General features: G+C 59.9%; 12 protein-coding genes and 1 pseudogene. 11 read left to right on the top strand and 2 right to left on the bottom strand.

Features of this window, described 5'->3' with window-relative positions; genetic code table 11:
• Positions 1-8: 8 nt before the first annotated feature.
• From UP06_RS27965 to UP06_RS27950, 4 genes are read left to right on the top strand one after another with little or no spacing between them, the layout of a single operon-like run.
• Entirely contained in the window at positions 9-872 is an 864-nt protein-coding gene (locus tag UP06_RS27965) for an alpha/beta fold hydrolase (protein ID WP_045006870.1), read from the top strand.
• A 41-nt stretch (positions 873-913) separates the two neighbouring features.
• Entirely contained in the window at positions 914-1,666 is a 753-nt protein-coding gene (locus UP06_RS27960) for an SDR family NAD(P)-dependent oxidoreductase (RefSeq protein ID WP_349509944.1), read from the top strand.
• Positions 1,667-1,699: 33 nt separating this feature from the next.
• A complete protein-coding gene (locus UP06_RS27955; RefSeq protein ID WP_082081644.1) occupies positions 1,700-2,995 on the top strand; it encodes an MFS transporter in 1,296 nt (431 codons plus the stop codon).
• Complete coding sequence (locus tag UP06_RS27950; RefSeq protein ID WP_045006868.1) at positions 2,992-3,393, top strand: nuclear transport factor 2 family protein; 402 nt, start codon at positions 2,992-2,994, stop codon at positions 3,391-3,393. The genes UP06_RS27955 and UP06_RS27950 overlap by 4 nt, the downstream gene beginning before the upstream one ends.
• 263 nt (positions 3,394-3,656) lie before the next feature.
• On the opposite strand, the gene UP06_RS27945 is transcribed toward UP06_RS27950, so the two are convergent.
• Positions 3,657-4,934, bottom strand: coding sequence for a complex I NDUFA9 subunit family protein (locus UP06_RS27945; RefSeq protein WP_245305561.1), 1,278 nt, complete (start codon positions 4,932-4,934; stop codon positions 3,657-3,659).
• Between the two features lie 713 nt (positions 4,935-5,647).
• Between UP06_RS27945 and UP06_RS27940 the strand changes: the two genes are divergently transcribed.
• From UP06_RS27940 to UP06_RS39315, 3 genes are all read left to right on the top strand, one after another.
• Positions 5,648-6,193: a LabA-like NYN domain-containing protein gene (locus UP06_RS27940; protein ID WP_349509943.1), complete on the top strand. Its 546-nt coding sequence runs from the start codon at positions 5,648-5,650 to the stop codon at positions 6,191-6,193.
• Between the two features lie 1,968 nt (positions 6,194-8,161).
• Positions 8,162-8,488 carry a hypothetical protein gene (locus UP06_RS27930; protein WP_156163269.1) on the top strand — a complete coding sequence of 109 codons (327 nt, stop codon included), beginning with the start codon at positions 8,162-8,164 and terminating at the stop codon, positions 8,486-8,488.
• A gap of 71 nt (positions 8,489-8,559) precedes the next feature.
• Positions 8,560-11,187, top strand: coding sequence for a PAS domain S-box protein (locus UP06_RS39315; protein ID WP_050032132.1), 2,628 nt, complete (start codon positions 8,560-8,562; stop codon positions 11,185-11,187).
• 15 nt (positions 11,188-11,202) lie between these two features.
• On the opposite strand, the gene UP06_RS27920 is transcribed toward UP06_RS39315, so the two are convergent.
• On the bottom strand, positions 11,203-11,850 hold the full coding sequence (locus UP06_RS27920; RefSeq protein ID WP_045006865.1) for a response regulator transcription factor: 648 nt from the start codon (positions 11,848-11,850) through the stop codon (positions 11,203-11,205).
• Between the two features lie 518 nt (positions 11,851-12,368).
• On the opposite strand from UP06_RS27920, the gene UP06_RS27915 reads away from it, so the two are divergent.
• From UP06_RS27915 to UP06_RS41085, 4 genes and pseudogenes are all read left to right on the top strand, one after another.
• Positions 12,369-12,818 (top strand): response regulator transcription factor, encoded by a 450-nt coding sequence (locus tag UP06_RS27915; RefSeq protein ID WP_349509945.1) that lies wholly within the window; start codon positions 12,369-12,371, stop codon positions 12,816-12,818.
• A gap of 270 nt (positions 12,819-13,088) precedes the next feature.
• A complete protein-coding gene (locus UP06_RS27910) occupies positions 13,089-14,642 on the top strand; it encodes an ATP-binding protein (protein ID WP_050032129.1) in 1,554 nt (517 codons plus the stop codon).
• 207 nt (positions 14,643-14,849) lie between these two features.
• Positions 14,850-19,010: pseudogene (locus tag UP06_RS42220) on the top strand (ATP-binding protein); the annotation flags it as partial.
• A gap of 70 nt (positions 19,011-19,080) precedes the next feature.
• Complete coding sequence (locus UP06_RS41085; protein WP_349509942.1) at positions 19,081-20,325, top strand: PAS domain-containing sensor histidine kinase; 1,245 nt, start codon at positions 19,081-19,083, stop codon at positions 20,323-20,325.
• Positions 20,326-20,409: the final 84 nt, after the last annotated feature.

The raw sequence follows: 20,409 nt of genomic DNA, 5'->3' as shown, positions 1-20,409 counted from the left end.
CCGACCAGATGGTTCATACCCACCAGACCGCGCCGACGCAGTTCGTCGAAGCGAACGGAATCCGCTTAGCTTATCGCCGATACGGCAAGGCCGGCGGCGTGCCACTCGTCTTCAACCAGCACTTCACCGGGACGATGGACCATTGGGATCCAGCCGTGACCGACGGTTTCGCCAAGGACCGCGAAGTCGTTCTGTTCAATAATGCCGGCGTCTCCAGCAGTTCAGGGCAAGTGCCAACTTCGATCGAGGGTATGGCCGCCAACGCCATTGCCTTTATCGGAGCGCTGGGTCTTTCAAAGGTCGACGTGTTGGGTTTCTCCATCGGTGGCTTCGTCGCTCAGGAGATCGCCGGCCAAGCGCCTGGCCTCGTTCGCAAGTTGATCCTTGTCGGGACCGGACCACGCGGTGGCGAGGGTATGGCCAATCTGACGCCCGAGGCGCAGCAAATTTTCGGCGCAAGCTACGAGGACCCTGACCACCTCTGGCTCGCCGTCCATTTCACCAGGTCGCAAGCAAGCCAGGCGGCTGGCCGCGGTTTCCTCAAGCGGTTCCGCCTGCGCAAAGAAAACCGAGACCCCGAGGTCAATGAAAAGGTGGCAACCGCACAACTCGAAGCATTAGGCAAATGGGGCATTCGGTTCAAAGGGTCGTACGACTACCTGAAGTCAATCCGGCAGCCGACGCTGGTGGTGAACGGCGGCAATGACGTGATCATCTACTCCGTGAACTCGTTCATCCTGCAGCAGCACCTGCCGAACGCCGAGCTCATTCTCTATCCCGACGCAAATCACGGCTCGCAGTACCAGTATCCCGAACTCTTCGTCCGTCATGTCTCGATGTTCCTGTCGGAGCACGAGCATCGGTGCGAGTGAATTCCAAAGCGGTCACCTAATCGGCAGCAACAACCAGGACGATGATCATGGCTACTCTGACCGGCAAAACCGCGCTCGTTACCGGCGGTTCGCGCGGCATAGGACGCGCCAGCGCAATCGCGCTTGCCGCCGCCGGCGCCCAGGTTCTCGTGCATTACGGCCGCGGCGCGAAGGAAGCCGACGAGGTTGTCGCGCAGATCGCCGAAGCCGGCGGCCGAGCGGATGCCATAGCGACGGACCTTGCCGCCGCGGACGGCGCCGGCAAGCTTGCGAGGCAGGTCCGCAGTATTGTCGGAGATCGCCTCGACATCCTTGTTGCCAATGCAGGGGTCTTGAAAGCGGCCACCATCGAGGAAACGACGGTCGAGGATTTCGACAGGCTGTTCGCAGTCAACGTCCGCGCACCGTTCTTTCTTGTGCAGCAGCTGCTTCCGATTATGTGCAAGGGAAGCAGCATCGTTTTCCTCTCATCGCTCGCGGCGCGCGCCGTTGTTGGAACGGAACCCGCGTATGCGGCAACCAAGGGTGCCGTCGACACCCTGGTGAAGCATTTCGCCTCGATGCTTGGCGCGCGCGGTATCCGCGTCAATGCCGTCGCGCCCGGTGTCGTCGAGACGGACATGTTGAACTTCACCAGGATAGACGCGGGCCGCGACTTCGCGCTGGGCATTCAGGCAATGAAGCGCCTCGCGCAGCCCGACGACATCGGCGGGGTTATCGCCTTCCTGGCATCCGAAGATGCCCGATGGATCACCGGCGATATCATCCGCGTCGATGGCGGCTCGAAGCTCTGAAGTTGGAATGCCGGGAGCGCCGGGAGTAAAGCGATGATCAAGGGTCCTCCTCTGTCTCTAGCCGCTTGCGGGCCTCACCAACGCGGCTGCTGTACCCAGCGAAACTCCGCACCGTGCGAGCTTGGGCAACGCACAAGCTTCTGGGTTGCGGCCGGCGTGGTCGCGCACACCTTGTGGACCAGCGCTGCGCCGGCGATGACCTATCCCCTGTTTGCCGAGGAGTGGCATCTCACCCACACGGTTACGACCGGAGTCTTCGCCATCTATCCTATTGTCGTAGCCGCCGTTCTGGTCGGCTTCGGTGATGTGTCCGATTATGTCGGCCGTCGCGCCGCAATCCTGTGGGGTGTCGGCGCTTCGCTCTTTGGCACTCTGCTCTTGGCGCTGGCGCCCGATGTGCTCTGGCTGTTTGCGGGGCGCGCCTTCATGGGCATCGGCGTCGGCCTCACGGCAGGCCCCTCGACCGCCGCAATGGTGGAGTTCAGCGGCCAAGGAGCGGCGAAGCGCGCCGCCACGATCACAACCATCGCTCAAGCCGTCGGTTTTGTCGCGGCCCTGCTGCTCGGCGGTGCTCTCATTCAATATGCTCCGCTGCCCACGCGGCTGAACTTTTGGGTGCTGTCCGCAGTCCTGGCTGCGCTGTTTGCCGCGGCATGGTTCCTGCCGCGCCATACCGGCACCGAAGCCCAGGGCCGCTGGCGTCCCAAAACCCCCTTCATACCGAACCATTTGCGCAACGCTTTCGCGGTCGCGGCGGCGGCGGTAACTACTGCCTACACGCACGGCGTACTGATCCTATCGCTCGGAAGTCAGGTTGCCCGCGATCTCGTTGGATCGCCCAACGCGCTCGTGAACGGCGCGGCTCTTTCCCTATTCGCAATCGCCTCGGCCGTGGTCGGGATTGGCGCGAGGAGGCTGCAACCTCGGGCCGCGATGACCGGTGGCGTCGCCGCATCCGCACTAGGCATGGTGCTGCTGGCGGCGGCGGTCGCTCATCATCATTTGCCAGTTTTCCTCGCCGCTACGGCGATCTCCGGCGCCGGATATAGTCTGCTGTTTTTCGGCGGCCTGCAGACGATCAACAGCGCCGCGCCGGTCGAGCACCGCGGCGGCGTGCTCTCGGCAATCTATTTGCTGGCTTATGTGTCGTTGGGTGCCGTCTCGCTGCTTCTCGGTGCGGTGGCGACCGCGCACGGGCTCGGTTTCGCCGTCAACCTCGGCGCGGGCGTGATCTCCCTGTTCAGCGTGATCACGGTCGCTTTGGTCGCGATGACCGCGCCGGATCGATCCAGATTGCTATTCCGTCGAAAAGCGAAGGACAACACATGATCAGGACCACACCGGAGCAAAACAAGGCACTCGTGCTCGAAGCATTCGACACGCTGTTCAACAAACGTGACTACGACGCAGCATCCCGCTTCTGGTCCGACAAATACACGCAGCACAGCGCCCACATCGAACCGGGCCGCGAAGGTCTCTTCAACCTCATCAAGGCCTCTCCCGCGTCCCTCAAATATGAGCCGGGCCTGATCTTGGCCGAAGGCGATTTTGTCATCGTCCACGGGCGATTCTCTGGCATTGGACTACCAAGAAACTGGATTGCCGCCGACATCGTGCGCATTGCCGACGGGGTGTTGGCCGAACACTGGGACGTTCTCCAGGATGAGGCGGCTCGCGCGGAGTCGAAGAGCGGTCTGCCAATGTTCGGTGACAGCTTCACCGGTTGATCTTCGTGCGTCACCGAGGGTCAGCGAGGAATAGATATCTTTGAAGGGTTGTTGACTTCCGCTGTTGGCCCATCGCTTCCGTTGACGCGGCACAGCCACATGTCGGCTCATAGGGGCAGACCGGAAGTTCGTAACCGAGCGCCAAACCGACGCTATTGACCCCTGAGCTGACCATCGATCTATCGCGCCTAGTGCGCGACCTCGGAGGCAAGCCGCTTCCCGACATCAGTAGTCACATGGTGACACGGTAACGAAGTCTAGCCCTACCTGGTCCGAGCCTTATTTGTGTTATGAGTTTCCTCGTTTGTATGCTTGAGCATCGCTTTGAGTTCTTCTTCGAGCGATCGCGGCGAAATTCCGAGTAAACCAAATCCCGGTCGGCTGCCCGAGACCATTGTGTCGATCTGCATAAGCTCAACCTGATTGCGCGTGAGCGGCGGGTGCGGCAGGATCTCAGCGAGGCCGGCGGCGGCATTCCAGAAAGCAAAGGGTACTCGCACCAGCATTGGCCGCAATCCGGCGGTGCGCGCAATGGTCCGCAACAGCTCCCCGTATGAGTAAACGCGCGGGCCGGCCAGTTCGTAGATAGGAAACGGCTTTTGTGTTTGCCGCAGGACCTGTGCGATCGCCGCGGCGACGTCGTCCACGTACACCGGCTGAAGCCTCGTCCTGCCGTCGCCGAATAGCGGATAAGCCGGCAGGGTCCGAAGCAGCCCAAGAATTGTCGTGAGAAAGGCGTCGTCCGGCGCGAACATTACAGCCGGGCGGATAACGACTGCGCCAGGGAATGCCGCTTGCACAGCCACCTCGCCCTCGCCGCGATTGCGAATATAGGGCGAAGGCGATGTGGGGTCAGCGCCTATTCCCGATAGGTGTACAAACCGTTTGATCTCGGCCCGCCGTGCCACTCTAGCGATCCTGGCGGCCGCTTCGACGTGCACCGAATGAAATGTGTCGCCTCCATGCTCGGCGTAAAGGCTGATCGCGTTGACGACGCCGTCGGCACCCATAACGGCGGCCTCTACAGAGCGCTCGTCATGTGCATCAGCGATGACCTGTTCCGCGTTGTCGCCCTCGGCCCGCGCAGGATGCCGTGAGGCTGTACGCACCGTAACGGTGGAGACGCTCAAATGGCGCACAACGCGACGACCAACAAAGCCGGTCCCCCCAAACACGGTCACGCGGTTCATTCCCCGGTCCATCCCGCGATCCTGTGCGACGTTCTGTATTGACCCGCCGAGCGCCGCGGGCACTGCCTCAGCGGCCTCCGCCGGCGAACTGCCTTTGTCGAGATGATGTGAGATCACATCAATCAAAATTTGCGCTGCAGGGCCGACCGTTTGCCATTCTTTCCTAGCTTGATCGATCAGCGGCTGCGCCTCATCATAGAGCGTTCCCGCCTGTTCGATGATCGGATGTGCCTTACTGAGAAGATCGATCAGCGCCTTGGTCGCTGGCAATGACCGCTCAATTTGTTCAAGCTGCGCGTCGCTGAGACCGGAAACGTGACCAATGACTTCAATGAGCAAGTGTTTCAGCATAGCGCAACCTTGCTGGTAGCGACGTACTAACTCAGGGCAACCAAGCGAAAGTGGGCACGGGCTCGGGGGCGTCAGTTGTTGTCTCAGCTGACAGGGCCCGGCTGCCGAGCCCTCAGAGCTCGGAACAATCGCGCGCAATGGTGGCTGATATTTGATCCACATCGATTATGTCCAGCATCTGGACCCAAATTTCCGTTAGCTGCCTTGGACTGAGTGACTTGCTCGTTGAGCCGGACCTCTGTTAGAGGCTTTCGATATTGTAGATCGGTAGGGCGCCGCGAGGAGCATCTGGAAAGCCCCCTAGCCGCGTAGTATCTGGCAGCGGCACACTGTCGCCCCGTCCTGACATCACGGTTCTCTGTTCGCTGGTCCACACGCGCCAAGTCCATCGTCGGCCTCGCCGTTGCACGGTGATATCAGAGATTTCGAATTGGTCAGGCATTGCGCTGCACAAAATTGCGGACAGGTCGAGAATAGCCGAACCAGCCGACCAATCCACCACGGGCGGACATACCCCTCTACGCCGCCGCGTAGGACTTTTCGTAGTCCGGCGGTGTTACGAATTAATTTTGGCCGGAGCAAAACTGTTTGAAGGTTAAAGGACCCCGGTATAGCATCAGAAAATCCGGCTTTGATGAAAGCTTTGGAAGTGCCGCCTCATTGGCGGGTTCGTATTCCCCGCAGCATGGCACTTCGTGCTTCCGAGATACGATATGTCGTCTCCCAACAGGATTGCGCTCTTTATCGACGGAGCCAATCTCTACGCCACAGCGAAGACGCTCGGCTTCGATATCGATTACAAACGCCTGCTGAGCGAATTTCAGAGCCGCGGTACGCTTCTGCGCGCCTTCTATTACACTGCCATTATCGAGGACCAAGAGTACTCCTCGATCCGTCCGCTGATCGACTGGCTTGACTATAATGGCTACACCGTCGTCACTAAGCCAACCAAGGAGTTCATTGACGCCGGCGGTCGGCGCAAGGTCAAGGGCAACATGGATATTGAGCTCGCTGTCAGTGCCATGGAGCTCGCCGCCCATATCGACCAGATGGTGCTGTTCTCGGGTGACGGAGACTTCCGGCGCCTGGTCGAGGCGGTACAGCGCCGCGGCGTTCGGGTCACTGTTATTTCCACGATCGCCAACCCACCGCCGATGATCGCCGACGAGCTGCGCCGCCAGGCCGACGTGTTCACCGATCTTATCGAGCTCCGAGCTAAGATCAGCCGCGATCCGTCCGAACGCCCGCCCCCCCCGTGAGCGCGAGTCGCGCTATCAGCCGCAGCAGATACCCGAGCGTCAGACCATCGCGGGATCGAAGGGAAACGATAGCGTTCTCGAGAACTGATTCCGAGCGAGACCCCTGATGCAATGCAGATATGGCTAAGACTCAGTAGCCACGCACTTGGTCGTGCGTTCGTTCGAGCTCGGTCCCTAGGGAGGGCCGTCTGATTGAAGCTCGTTTGAAAGAGCGTTGGCTAATCTCTCCAGCTCTGATCGCTCTTCGCTCAAACGCTTCTCGATAAACTTCCGCTCAAATTCGGTCAGGCGGGTTCGCAATAAGCGGCGGTATCGTTGGATGTTGTTGTGACGAGCTTGTGTTCGAGCCGATTGCTCAGCTTCAATCGTCGGCATCTCACACTGGCCTCTTTCATGCACTCCGAAGCCTCGCTGCTTCCCCATGCCTCGCCGGACCTGTGGCCTCACCGGCTAGGATCTGGTCACTCAAGCTTACGCCGCCCGGCTCGAAATACAGCGTCCTGGCGGCGTTTATTTCAGCCGGGCCCCTGAAATTCCCAACGCAGTAAGCCTAGCAGGCCAACAGTGTCGGACGTGTGAAGCAGTTCACAAAGAGCCGAGGGCCGCTATGGCGGGTGCTTCACCTTGATCCAGTGCTTCTGACGCGCGCCACGCTGGGGCCGATCGCGATGTTTGACACAAGCGCCGCGAGGGTCCAGCAGGCGGCGGCGTCAGGACTCCTCCGTCCGGGGGCGGCCTCTTTGTCTCGTCGTTTGCCATACTTTACGGTGTACCTGTTTCCCCATACCGCCCAGGCGCCGCTGACATGAAAAGGCCGCAGGATCTGAAGTGGATCCTGCGGCCTGTCCGGGAAAATTGATTGTTTACGGAATGAGCACTTCCAGCCCCGGTTACAGTGATGATTTCAGAACTTGGCTCGGGGGTTGAGTCGAAAGCATTTGTTCCGAAGCGGAACATAAGGGCTGTTGCGCCAGTGCAACGTCTTCACGTCGCAGGGAATAGGAACTGGACGGGGGGAAAGCTCGGCAAAATAATTGTTTGTTTGAATGTTGATGGTCTCGATCCTTTGTTTTGTTTAGCGGCCTGCTTAGTCGGCGCGTCACTGAGCAAAAACTTGCCGTTCGTCCTTGCATTGGTGCGATGGTCTATTTCACGCTGATGTCTCGCTCAGATCGGCAAGTTCCTCAATCGCCTGGTCGAGGCCCCCATCTAGATCCAGTTCGACCAGCTGGGCGATCTGCTCGGTCCACGGTAACTGTCTGGTCGACCGTCTTGCGTGTGACGCGTCGCCGTTCAACACCCGTCCATTCAACAGACACTTTGCCCCCCGAGGCTAGCAGCATCACATGGCGGGGCCGCCGACCGAGGGGCGGCGACCCCTCGCCGCGAAGGCGCCGTTACGCGAGACGAGGACGACTTCGCGACTGCATCCAGCATCGGGTCCGCTGTCGGCCGGCGCAAGAACATCCGCGCGTTAGTGTTACTTGGGCCGCTTAACGGTGCCTGAGGGCGTGACGGATTGGTCCCGCGCGACGATCGCTTCATCAGTTTGCAGGGTCCGCGCGAGTTCAGACCGAAGATGTCGAGCGTGCGCCGCATCTTTTGGCTCTGAGAGAAAAGCAATCTTCACGAGGAAGCGGTTCAATCGCGGTGTGACGAGAAGATTGTCAGAGTGTTGCGAGCGCAAGTTCGTGATCTGTCGTCGCATCTCAACGAGATCGAACCGGTCATCGTCGGGCTTATTCGCCAAATGAAGCTCATACCTTTGTGGCGGATAAACGAAGCCGCCGCGCCGAGTATCTTGGCGCGACGACTTCGCCATGGTGAACCCGGACGGGGCAATGTCCGGTGGGCAAAGCTACCCCACCGATGCGTCGCCGCAATCAAAGCTTCAAATTAAGCTTGATCTCCTCGCTGGAAGTTAATTCGGGAACCGATAGGCCGCACGGGAAGGTACCGAGCCGGTGAATGCCCAAGAAGGAACGTCTAGGCCTGCGTCGGAATTCCCGACTGAACAACCAACGCGAAACTTCGATGCGCTGCTATATCTTCACGCTCGACGACTGCGGTAGGACACTGAAAGCGCAAGAGATCGACTGCAATAACGCCGAAGAGGCTCTACAGCTGGGCTCTGCCGCGGTGGCGAACGACCCTGTGGAGGTTCTCATCCGGCCGCCGTATGATGAGTGGAGTGCGGCTTTGGATCCGCGGCGCAGCAGACGTCGAGCCCTGAAGCCGGCGATGGAGATGACCTTGTCTCGCAAAGGGCGAGGGGCCGAAAACTTTCGTGCATAGCTCCTCGTTGGGAGGCTGGCTCACGAATGAGGCAAGCAATGGCGCGTCGGGACCCTTTATCGCCAACACCTATGCCGACGATTCTCCGCTACGGCATTGCAGTCCTGTCCGTAGCAATCGCAGTCGTACTGGATTTCTTCGTGCTGCGGCAGTTCGAGGCCGTTTTGACGCCGTACCTGTTCGCGGTCGCCGCGACCGTTTGGTACGCAGGAACCGGGCCGGGTGTGCTCGCAATTGTCCTGTCAGTGCTCAGTCTCAATTACTTCTTCCTGTCTCCCGTTTTTTCCTTCAGCCCAATCAGCTATGCCGATTTTGTTTATCTGGCCTTTTGCATATTTTGCGCTTCGGCTGTCGGCTGGGTCAGCGCTGTGCGACGGCGGGCAGAGCAGGAGCTTCGTTGGACCCACGAGGAGCTCGAGGCCACGGTGGCGGAACGCACCGCCAGCTTACGCCGCAGCGAAGCCTATCTGGCGGAAGCACAGAGGCTAAGCCACTGCGGTGTGACGGCCTACAAGGGCTCGACGGTTTTCTATGGATCGGAAGAGATTTACCGCATCTGGGGGTTTGATCCGGCGCAGGGTGTTCCAAGCCGCAAAGCCGTGCTGCAACGGATCCACCCCGACGACCGTGACCGGCTGAACGCAGTGGTTGAGCGCGCGCTGGGTGAGAAGAAACGTTACTCGGCCGCGTACAGAATCGTACTGCCCGATGGAACGGTGAAACACCTCGAGTCAATCGGCCAACCTGTGTTCTCGACAAATGGGGAACTGGTCGAGGTGGTCGCTACACAAATCGACGTGACGGAGCGCAAACACGCCGAGGAAGCATTGCGCGAAAGCGAAGCGAAGATCCGGCGCCTGGTCGATTCCAACATCATCGGGATTTTCGTCTGGGATTTCGACGGTCGCATTCTCGAGGCCAACGACGAATTTCTTCGCATGGTGAGCTACGATCGCGAAGACCTGGCTTCGGGCTGCATAAGGTGGGCGGACCTGACGCCGCCCGATTGGCGCGACAGGAATAACGCAAGGATCGAACAGCAGAAAAGTGGCGGCCGGTTCGAGCCATTCGAGAAAGAATTCACGAGAAAAGACGGTAGCCGTGTGCCCATACTGATAGGTGGGGCAACATTTGAAGAGGGCGGTAATCAGGGCGTTGCATTCGTGCTCGATTTGACGGAGCGCAAGCGCGTGGAGGATGCGCTGCGCGAGAGAGAGATTCAACTCGCTGCGGCGCGGCGCGAGTTGCGGCAGATGATCGATACCATCCCAATCCCGGTGGCGAGCTATTCGGCAGACGCCAGGCGCGACTTCGTCAACGCCGCCTGGAAACAATACACGGGCCTCTCGGACGAGGCTGCGCTCGGCACGAAATGGTCCGTCGTGGCGCATCCCGACGACATCGCGGGAGGCGATAAAATGTGGCGTGACGCCCTTGCCACCGGCGAGCCGTGGCATACCGAGGAGCGCGTCCGGCGTGCCGACGGACAGTATCGCTGGTTCTGTATCGATCGTGTCGCTGCGCGCGACGAGAACGGCAAGATCATTAAGTGGTACGGGACCGCCTATGACATCGAGGATCGCAAGCGCGCCGAAGATGCGCTGCGGGAAAGCGAACACAAGCTCCGTCAAATCATCGATACGATACCGGCCCATGTCGTGCGTTATCAGCCGGACGGCGCAGCCGATTTCATGAATCGGACTTTTAGTGAATTCGTCGGTCCAGGGGTCGGGTTCGACAACCTAGGAAGCGTGGTGCATCCGGAAGATTACCCGGAACGCTCGCGCGACTGGGACATGCATGTTGCAGCGGCAGAGCCATACGACATCGAAATGCGGCTGCGCCGCGCCGACGGCGTGTATCGCTGGCACCGCAGCAGGCGCGTGCCGTTGCGCGACGCGAACGGTGCGATCGTGAACTGGTATGGCGCAGGTCACGACATCGATGACCAGAAGCGGGCCGAAGAAGCATATCGCGAGGCGCTGCTGGAGCTCGCGCACGCCAATCGCGTCGCGACAATGGGCCAATTGACGGCCTCGATCACCCATGAAGTGAACCAACCGATTACGGCGGCAGTCACATACGCGTTAGCCGCGCGGCGTTTCCTGAGCGCCAAGCCACCGAATCTTCGTGAGGTGGATGAAGCGCTTTCTCTTATTGTCAAGGAGGGGAATCGTGCAGGCGAGGTTGTCGGGCGAGTCCGCGCGCTCATCAAGAAGGCGCCCGCGCGAAAAGACGCCGTAGAGATCAACGATGCCATCCTCGAGGTTATTGCGCTCACCCGTAGGGAGGCCGCAAACAATGGCATCTCGGTGCGGACGCAGTTAGCGGAGGGCTTGCCTCGTGTCCAGGGTGATCGGGTCCAGCTGCAACAGGTGCTGCTTAACTTGATCATCAATGCCATCGAAGCGATGCGCGAGATCGACGAAGAGGAGCGGGAATTGCTCATTGGCACCCGTAACGAACCGGATGGCGTGTCAGTCGAGGTACGAGATTCAGGTCCAGGCTTCGCGTCGGCGGCGCTTGAGCGCGCATTCGAGGCTTTCTACACCACGAAATCGGACGGTTTGGGACTTGGGCTGTCGATTTGCCGGTCGATTATCGAAGCGCATAACGGGCGTCTGTGGGCGAGCCCTAACGTGCCACGTGGCGCTATCTTTCGCTTCACTGTGCCGACTCATTCGGCCGCCGCATTGTGAATGAAGTGCCCGCTTCTAGGCAACGCGACCCGGGTTATGCGGCTTTGTCGGCGTCAGTTGCAACTGGTCGGCCATGCGCGCCAAATCAGGTAAGGACGATGCCCGCATCTTGCGCATCACTTGGCCACGATGAACTTTTATCGTGATTTCGCTAACGCCGAGGTCGGCTGCGATCTGCTTGTTCAGCCGCCCGGTCACCACGAACGCCATGACCTCGCGCTCCCGGGGCGTCAAGGTTTCGAAACGAGCTTTCAGCCCTGCCAAAGCTTGTTCCTGCTCAAGCTGCGCTCGATCACGGGCGTGACCGAGTTGAATCGCTTCAAGCAAATCCTGCTCCCGGAACGGCTTTGTCAGGAATTCGATAGCGCCACCCTTCATCGCCTGCACCGACATTGGAATGTCGCCATGTCCGGTGATGAAGATGATAGGCAGCCGTCTTTTGGCGCCTGCCAGTTCGCGCTGCAGTTCGAGTCCGCTCTGGCCGGGAAGCCGCACGTCAAGCACCAGGCAAGTGGGTCCTTCTGGCAGATCCGCCGCGCAAAATTCGCTCACCGACCCGAATAGGCTGACCCGAAAGCCCGCCGATCGAAGCAGCATACTTATGGAGTCCCGCACTCCCGGATCATCGTCGATGACCATCACTGTTGGCGGTTGCTCTACCACATGTGCCTCGTTGACATGCGCATCAGCTTTTCTAGTCCGCGACCTAGCATAGCGAGATTATCGCGTGGACGATAGAGGAGACCATCAGCCCAATTTACTCTCCACGGTTTGCACTCATCGGTGAACTGGCTTGTTGAAGTCGGGCCAGTATTTTGCGTCAGGAAGCCACCTGCCCACCCAAGTCGAACCGACTAGCGCCGGCAGGGCGCAACCTTTGTATAGTGCGCACATTCCCATTTGGTACTCGATCTTTCCGCTAGTTCAATAGTGAGCGCCGATGCGTGCCGCTATGGTCGAGTTCTCTCCCGAGGCCGATCACTCCCTGCGGCCTCCCCTTGCCCCCTCCAGCCTGGTCCAGGCTGGAGGGACTTTTTGTGAGTTAACAGAGCAAGGGCGATATGAAAGTCGGTGCTTGTGACGCAGCTTGTTCCATGGACCACAAGATTTCCGGTCGAGTTACTATACAATCGTATAATCGAAGCACGTAGCGGTTGCGCCTAGGTTGGATGAGCAAGAGTGTGTGGGCGACATTCGTTTCTCCAAGCGCTGCTCGCGGTTACCGGTCGTGCCAAGTGCCAAATACCAGACCAATAGTTGCCATAGTCGATGACGACAACGCGGTTGGAAATGCAATCGAAGTTTTAATGCGTTCGGTGGGATTGATCGCCAAGGCATTTTCGTCCGGAGAGGAGTTCCTGCGGTCACCCGAACTGAGCCGCACCGGCTGCTTGGTTGTCGACTACGACATGCCCAAGATGAATGGCCTCGATTTGCACAACAATTTGTCTCGATTGGGCAATGAGATTCCCACCGTACTGATAACTGCCTATCCGAGCGATGATATCCGCGCCCGGGCACTTCAGGCCGGGGTCATCTGCTATCTGCCCAAGCCGTTCGATGAGAGTGACCTCCTGAATTGCATTCAGGCTGCGCTGGATCGCATCAAGGGAAATGGAGGCGCGCCTTAGCGTGCCTACGTCGCATCAATGGCCGCTAGGCATGCGACAGGTCGCCTCCGCTCGCCATCCCTGCCCATCATTGCGGTCGTAGCGGCGGGGTGCGGCCCAACTCAGTGCTGAGGGTGATTGAGTTATACCAAGGTGTAGTTCCTGCTTTCCAAAGGTGAGGGAAAGACTACGAGCTTCGTTGGGGTCAGCTTTACGCGCGCACAATTGCGGCGTTTGCCCACCGACGATACGCATGCAGAGCCGGGGAGATCCAACATTTGGCTGACAAGTATGCATGGCACCGTCGTTCACAAGAAGCTGAGGTTTGGCCCTTTTGAACTTTCGATTGGCGAGAGGGCGCTTCGGCGCGACGGTCGAGAGCTTTCGCTCGGGGATCGGGCGTTGGATATTCTGACCTATCTTGCCGACCGCCCAGGCGAGGTCATCGCGAAGCAGGAGCTGATGGATCACGTCTGGACAGAGGTCACCGTTGAAGAGGGAAGCCTCCGGGTCCACGTGGCCGCAATCCGCAAGGCTCTTCGTGACGGCCAATTCGGCAATCGATACATCGCAAACATCAAAGGACGGGGCTATTCGTTCGTCGGCACCGTCATCCCGCTGGTTGGCGGCACGGAAAGCAGGAACGCCAAGTTCTCCCACCAGGGCAGGCTCCCCGTCAGACCGATCGTGATGGTTGGGCGAGAAACGGTTGTCAGCGAGGTTAGCCAGAAACTTCGAAATGAGCGGTTCGTAACTCTGCTCGGCCCCGGCGGTATTGGCAAGACGACCATTGCCCTGGCCGTTGGCCGCGCCGCTGCCGAGGAGTTTGGCGGGGAAGTCCATTTTGTCGACCTGGAAAGCCTTGCGGATCCGCGGCATGTTGCAGGCGCCGTCGCGACATCCCTTGGACTTGCGCTCACATCGAAAGATCCCGGTCTGGAGCTGGTCGATCTGGTTCGTTCGCGGAAGTGTCTTATCATTCTCGATAACTGTGAGCATGTAATCGAGGCGGTCGCGCTGCTCGCCGAGCAACTCTATCAGGAATCGGAGCAGATCTATCTTCTGACCACGAGTCGCGAATTGCTGAAGGTAGGAGGCGAGCATTGTTGGCGGGTTCTTCCCCTTGATTTTCCACCAGATGGCTCGGAGCAAACGGCAAATGCCGTGCTTCGATTTCCTGCGGTGCAGTTGCTCGCACGACGCGTGGCGGCGAGGGCGGGAAGCTTCATTCTCACCGATGGGGAGGCGCCGTTTGTCGCAGAAATGTGCCGGAAGCTGGATGGCATACCCTTGGCAATTGAGTTGGCGGCAGGTCAGGTGGCCGCCCTCGGCCTCAAGAACACCCTCGCTCGGCTGGAGCTGCTGAAACTGGCCCATCGATCGGCGGTCGCCAGACATCAGACGCTGAAAGCGACATTGGATTGGAGCTACAATCTGCTGTCTGACGGGGAAAGGACTGTTCTTCGACGTATCGCCCCTTTCGTTGGTCAATTCACCCTTGACGGCGCGCGGTATGTCGCTGGCGAACTCGGCATGGGCACCGGAGACATCTTTGACGCGATCGCCGGCCTGGTTGAGAAGTCGTTAATAGCAACTCAGATCGACGAAACGCAGGGACAGTATCGGTTGCTAGATACGACGCGGGCATATGCACTCGAAAAACTAGAGGAGCATGCCGAAGTCGACGTAGTCCTCCGCCGGCATGGGGAATACGTCGCTGGCTGCCTCGAATCGCAACGAGTTGCGCTGTTGGCAATAGGAGCCGACAAGTCGCCACACGTTCCTTCAAGCGGCCAGCCACCTGCCCGTCTAAGTTTGGTGCGGATACGTTCCCGGGGCGGGTGAGAGTAGGCAGCCAACAGGGCGGCGCTTTCCAGTAGGTGCAAGTCCCGGAAAAGGTTCCAGATGGAAGCAACCAGAACAGTCAATGGAAGTAACGAAACGGCTAACGTCTTCGGTAAGCGCGTTACGAATTGGTGACCGCGCGACTGTACAGGCCGTAACGCGTGTGATTACGGGGCAAGCCTCAAAGCACTTCCACCAGGAACCTTCATGAACGGGCTCTCGGGTTACGTGTTCTCGTCGCTGCGGGAAGGCGGCATCGCTCTATCCCGAGGCTCTGGCAACGGCTTGACGCCTATCCTGCTTGTTGCTGCAGAGGAAACCTCGCCCGGTTGCGTCGAGCGACTTGAGCGCGAATATGCGTTCAAGTCCGAACTTGACGCCGAGTGGGCCGCGCGACCTGTTGCGCTTACGCACGATAACGGCCGTATAACGCTGGTGCTTGAGGATCCCGGCGGTACGCCGCTCGATCAACTGCTTGGCCAGCCACTGGATGTATCGCATTTCCTGCGCATCGCGATCCCGCTCGCGGGCGCGCTCCGCCATGTGCATGAGCGAGGCCTCATCCATAAGGACATCAAGCCTGCAAATATTCTGGTGGAATCGGCAAGTAGCGGCGTGTGGCTGACGGGGTTCGGCATCGCTTCGCGTCTGCCGCGCGAGCGCCAGGCGCCAGAGCCGCCGGAGACTATCACCGGTACACTCGCCTACATGGCGCCGGAGCAGACAGGCCGGATGAACCGCTCGGTCGACTCCCGAAGCGACCTGTACGCGCTGGGGGTTACCTTTTACGAGCTTTTGACAGGCGCGTTGCCCTTTACCGCCGCTGACCCGATCGAGTTGATCCACTGTCACATCGCGCGAGAGCCTGTCCCGCCGCACGAACTTGTAAGCGCGCTGCCGGCTCCGCTCTCGATGATCGTCATGAAGCTTCTCGCGAAGACAGCCGAGGAGCGCTACCAGACCGCAGCAGGGGTCGAGGCGGACCTGCGCAAGTGCCTGACTGCCTGGGAGTCGTTCGGGCGGATCGACCCGCTCTCGCTTGGTCTGCAGGACGCGTCGGACCGGCTGATGATCCCGGAGAAGCTGTACGGACGCGAGGACGAGATCGCCACCCTGCTCGTTGCCTTCGATCGTGTCGTGAAGCATGGCGGCTCGGAGCTCGTTCTGGTCTCTGGCTACTCGGGCATCGGCAAGTCGTCGGTCGTCAACGAGCTGCACAAGGTCATCGTGCTGCCTCGCGGTATCTTCATTTCGGGAAAATTCGACCAGCGGCTCCGCGATACCCCTCATGCGACCCTGGCTCAGGCTTTTCAGGGATTGATTCAACAACTGCTGAACGGCCAGGTGAACGACATCGCTTTCTGGCGAGAAGCGATCAAGGAAGCTGTCGGCAGTCAGGGCCGCCTGCTGACCGACCTCATTCCCAACCTCGTTCGACTGATCGGCCCACAGCCGACCGTGGCAGTCCTCTCGCCGGTCGACGCCCAACTGCGGTTTCAGACCGTGTTCCGGCGGTTTGTCGGCGTCTTTGCGAGGGCGGAACATCCGCTCGTCATTTTCGTCGATGACCTGCAATGGCTCGATCCGGCCACGCTGACGCTCATCGAATATCTCCTCCTCCATCCCGACACGCGTCACCTGTTGCTCATCGGTGCCTATCGCGACAACGAGGTCGACCCGGCACATCCGCTGATGCTCAAGCTGGAGGATCTGCGCCAAGCCGGCGCGAAAGTCGATCGGATCGTCCTCGGCCCGCTCTCGGTCGACGACATCAACCAACTGCTGTGTGACACGTTGCGGAGTGCGCCCGCCGAGATGCGGCCGTTAGCCGAGCTGGTGCACAAGAGAAGCGGCGGCGGCAATCCCTTTTTCGCAGGACAGTTCCTCACCAGCCTCGCCGAAGAACGGCTGATCGAGTTCGATCCGCTCTCGCGGTCGTGGACATGGGATTTGGACGCTATCGTCGACAACAACAGGTTCAGCGACAATCCAGTGGACCTGATGATTGGCAGGTTACGGCGTCTTGCTCCGGCGGCCCAGGAGGCGTTGAAGCTGCTCGCCTGCCTCGGCAATCACGCCGACTTTGCGACTTTGGCAAAGCTGCGCACCGAGTCCGACGAAGCGATGCACGCAAGTTTTCGCGACGCGGTCCGTGCCGGCGCCGCTGTTCCCCGCGAAGGAAGCTACCGGTTCTTCCATGATCGGGTTCAGGAGGCCGCCTATGCTCTGATTCCGACGGAAGGTCGTGCCGAACTCCATCTGCGGATCGCACGTCTCCTTGTCGCGGAGACCACGCAAGAGAGCGTCGCGGAGAAGATCTACGACCTCGTCAACCAGCTGAATCTTGGCACGGCTCTCATTTCCGAGTGGCCCGAGAAGGTGCGCGCGGCCGAACTCAATTTTGTTGCAGGCCGGAAGGCGAAAGCTTCGACCGCCTATGCTGCGGCCTCCACCTACCTCGCAGCCGGTATCGCCGTTCTCTCGGACGACGGGTGGCAGAGAACCTATGACTTGACGTTGAACCTGTTCCTGGAGCGGACAGAATGCGAGATTCTCAACTCGAACCTGGAGCAGGCGGCGGGACTCGTGGAGGTGCTACTCATCAAGGCGCGGTCCAAGATCGATAATGCCGAGATCTGTCGTCTGCGCATCATGCTTCAATTGAGGCAAGGCAACTACAGCCCCGCTGTGCGCACGGCGCTCGAATGCCTGCGAACGTTCGGCGTCGATCTGCCGGATGCTCCGACGCCGGAACAAGTGCGGGCAGAATACGAGGAGATGCGCCGGGCCCTCGACGGGCGCCCGATCGAGAGCCTGATTGATCTGCCGATGATGGAGGACCCGGAGACGCAGGCGGTCATGAAGCTCTGCAGTTCAATGGGCGAATTGGCCTATCACGCCGACGGCGAGCTGTTCCAGATGAATTGCTTAAGGATGGTCAGGCTGTCCTGTCGGTATGGAACAAGCGGGTACTCTACGATCGGCTACGCCGGAATCTCCGTAGCTCTTGGCCCGGTGTTCCATTGCTTCGCAGACGGAGAGGCGTTTGCACGATTGGCAGTCGCGGTCGCCGAACGATACGGGTTCACCGCGCAGAAGGCAGGCGCACATTTCCTCATGCAAATGGCGGTCCTGTGGACGCGTCCAATTGAAGAGGCTCTGACCTGCCTCGAGGCCGCGGCTCGATCTGTCGCGGAAACCGGCGAGATGGTCTACGCCTGCTGGAACCGTCAACATCGCGTCACCGATCTGATGGCACGCGGCGATCCTCTCGACCAGGTATGGCTCGAGTCGGTAGATGCCCTGGATTTCGTCCGCAAATACAAATTTGGTCAGTTGGTCATCTTGAGCATTCAGGGTTTTGTTCAAAGTCTTCGCGGAGGAGCGGGAAGCGGCGCCCCCCTTGACGAGACGGCGCTGGAAGCGCGGGTGCTCCGGGGCGGCGTGCCAATCGTTGCCTGCTTTCATTGGATCCTGCAATTGCAGCGGCACTTCTTGCTGGGCAACGCGGAGAGAGCCCTTGAGTTTGCTGCCAGGGCGAAGCCAGTTCTCTGGTCGGCTCGTTTCAATCTTCAGTCGATGGATTACTGCTTTTATCATTCTCTTGCCATTGCCGCGGTCTTCCCGGCGTCTTCGCCGGAGAGACGAGCAGATCTTCGTGAGGAGTTCATCGCACACCTGGGTTCGTTTCAGCGATGGGCTGAGAGTGGCCCGGCGACGTTCGCGCACAAACACGCGTTGATCTCGGCGGAATGGGCGCGCCTCGAAGGAGGGGACATTGAGGCCATGCGGCTGTACCAGCAGGCAATTCGCTTGGCGGCGGAGCGCGGCTTCCTCCAGGACCAGGCGCTCGCCAGCGAATTGGCGGCTCGATTCTACCGCCTTCGTGGTCTCGAAAAGGTGGCTGATACTTTTTTGGACGAAGCCCGCGACTGTTACGTTCGCTGGGGCGCCTGGGCGAAGGTCGCTCAACTCGACAAGACCCACCCCCGGATCCGACAACCGGTATCATTGGCCGCAAAGCCCACCATCGAGACGTCTGCCGAGCGGTTGGATCTGGCTACGGTCATCAAGATGTCGGAAGCCGTGGCCGGCGAAATCGTCCTCGAGAGGTTAATCCAGACGCTGATGGCTATTGCGGTCGAGCATGCCGGGGCCGACCGCGGCCTCCTGATTCTCCCACACGGCGGCGAAAGTCGGATGGAGGCGGTCGCGAGGAGCGGTCGCGATGGTGTCAGGGTCCATCTTCTCGGAACACCGGTGACGTCGTCTGAATTGCCCGTGTGCGTCCTTGAACGAGTCATCCGCACTAAGAGTCAGGTAATTCTGGATGACGCCCGCGAAAAGAACGCGTTTGCCGAGGATGAATACATCGGTCGCAAACAGGCACGGTCGCTTCTTTGCCTGCCGTTGCTGAAAACAGACCGAACTAATCGGCGTGCTATACCTCGAAAACAGTCTGGCGTCGCATGTGTTCACGCCGGGGCGTATCGCGGTGCTGAAGTTGCTCGCCTCGCAGGCGGCAATCGCGTTGGAGAACGCCCGGTTGTACGGCGACGTCGCAGAGCGCGAGGCGAAAATCAGGCGACTGGTCGATGCCAACATCATTGGGATTTTCATCTCGAGTCGGAAGGGTGGAATCATCGAAGCCAACGACGCGTTCCTCAAGATGATGGGATACGACCGGGAGGATATCGCCGCGGGCAATATGCGCTTGGCCGACCTGACGCCGCCGGAATGGCGGGCCAGCGCCGCCCGCTCTCTGGTGGGCATAGACACGACTGGCGCGGTCCAACCTTATGAAAGGGAGTACTTGCGCAAGGACGGCAGCCGCGTGCCTGTGCTGATCGGTTCGGCCGCGTTCGACGAACAGCAAGATCATGGCGTTGCCTTCGTGCTTGATTTGACTGAGCGCAAACTCGTGGAGGCAGAAGCACGCGAAAGCGAGCGGCGCTACCGCGAGACGCAACTGGAGCTCGCGCACGCCAACCGCGTCGCGACGATGGGCCAGTTGACGGCCTCGATCGCCCATGAAGTCAACCAGCCGATCGCCGCGGCAGTCACGTACGCCTCAGCCGCTCGGCGTTTCCTGAGCGCGAAGCCACCAAATTATCGCGAGGTAGATAATGCGCTCTCACTTATCGTCAAGGAGGGGAATCGCGCAGGCGAGGTCGTCGGGCGAATCCGCGCACTGATCAGGAAGGCGCCCCCACGAAAAGACGCTGTAGTGATCAACGATGCCATCCTCGAGGTTATTGCTCTCACCCGTACCGAGGCCGCCGAAAATAACGCCTCGGTGCGGACGCAGTTGGCGGAGGGGTTACCGCATATCCGAGGGGATCGGGTCCAGCTGCAGCAGGTACTGCTTAACCTGATCATCAATGCCATCGAAGCGATGCGCGACGTCGGCGAAGGGGAGCGGGAATTGCTCATCAGAAGCCGTAACGAGCCGGATGGCGTGTCGGTCGAGGTACGCGATTCAGGTCCGGGCTTCGCGCAGACGGATCTTGGGCGGGTGTTCGAGGCGTTCTACACCACGAAGCCAGGCGGTTTGGGGCTTGGGCTATCGATCTGCCGATCGATCATCGAAGCGCATAACGGACAATTGTCGGCGAGCCCTAATGTGCCACGTGGCGCGATCTTTCGTTTCACTGCGCCGGCTCATCCGGCTGCCGCATCGTGAGTGGAATGCCGCTTCGGACCCACGACATTTCCGCAGGCATGTACAACTCGGCACACGTCGACCAACTCAACTGCGGCCGGCTTT

The sequence above is a fragment of the Bradyrhizobium sp. LTSP857 genome (assembly GCF_000938285.1).
Taxonomy (GTDB): Bacteria; Pseudomonadota; Alphaproteobacteria; order Rhizobiales; family Xanthobacteraceae; genus Bradyrhizobium.
The sequence above is the reverse complement of the archived record's forward strand: the minus strand, read 5'-3'. Positions and strand labels throughout refer to the sequence as shown.

What these genes read in the sequence shown, in the direction of transcription:
- UP06_RS27965 (WP_045006870.1), top strand. Translation starts at nt 9, where the DNA reads ATGGTTCATACCCACCAGACCGCGCCGACGCAGTTCGTCGAAGCGAAC.
- UP06_RS27950 (WP_045006868.1), top strand. Translation starts at nt 2,992, where the DNA reads ATGATCAGGACCACACCGGAGCAAAACAAGGCACTCGTGCTCGAAGCA.
- UP06_RS27930 (WP_156163269.1), top strand. Translation starts at nt 8,162, where the DNA reads ATGCCCAAGAAGGAACGTCTAGGCCTGCGTCGGAATTCCCGACTGAAC.
- UP06_RS27945 (WP_245305561.1), bottom strand. Translation starts at nt 4,934, where the DNA reads ATGCTGAAACACTTGCTCATTGAAGTCATTGGTCACGTTTCCGGTCTC.
- UP06_RS39315 (WP_050032132.1), top strand. Translation starts at nt 8,560, where the DNA reads ATGCCGACGATTCTCCGCTACGGCATTGCAGTCCTGTCCGTAGCAATC.
- UP06_RS27960 (WP_349509944.1), top strand. Translation starts at nt 914, where the DNA reads ATGATCATGGCTACTCTGACCGGCAAAACCGCGCTCGTTACCGGCGGT.
- UP06_RS27955 (WP_082081644.1), top strand. Translation starts at nt 1,700, where the DNA reads ATGATCAAGGGTCCTCCTCTGTCTCTAGCCGCTTGCGGGCCTCACCAA.
- UP06_RS27940 (WP_349509943.1), top strand. Translation starts at nt 5,648, where the DNA reads ATGTCGTCTCCCAACAGGATTGCGCTCTTTATCGACGGAGCCAATCTC.
- UP06_RS27910 (WP_050032129.1), top strand. Translation starts at nt 13,089, where the DNA reads ATGCATGGCACCGTCGTTCACAAGAAGCTGAGGTTTGGCCCTTTTGAA.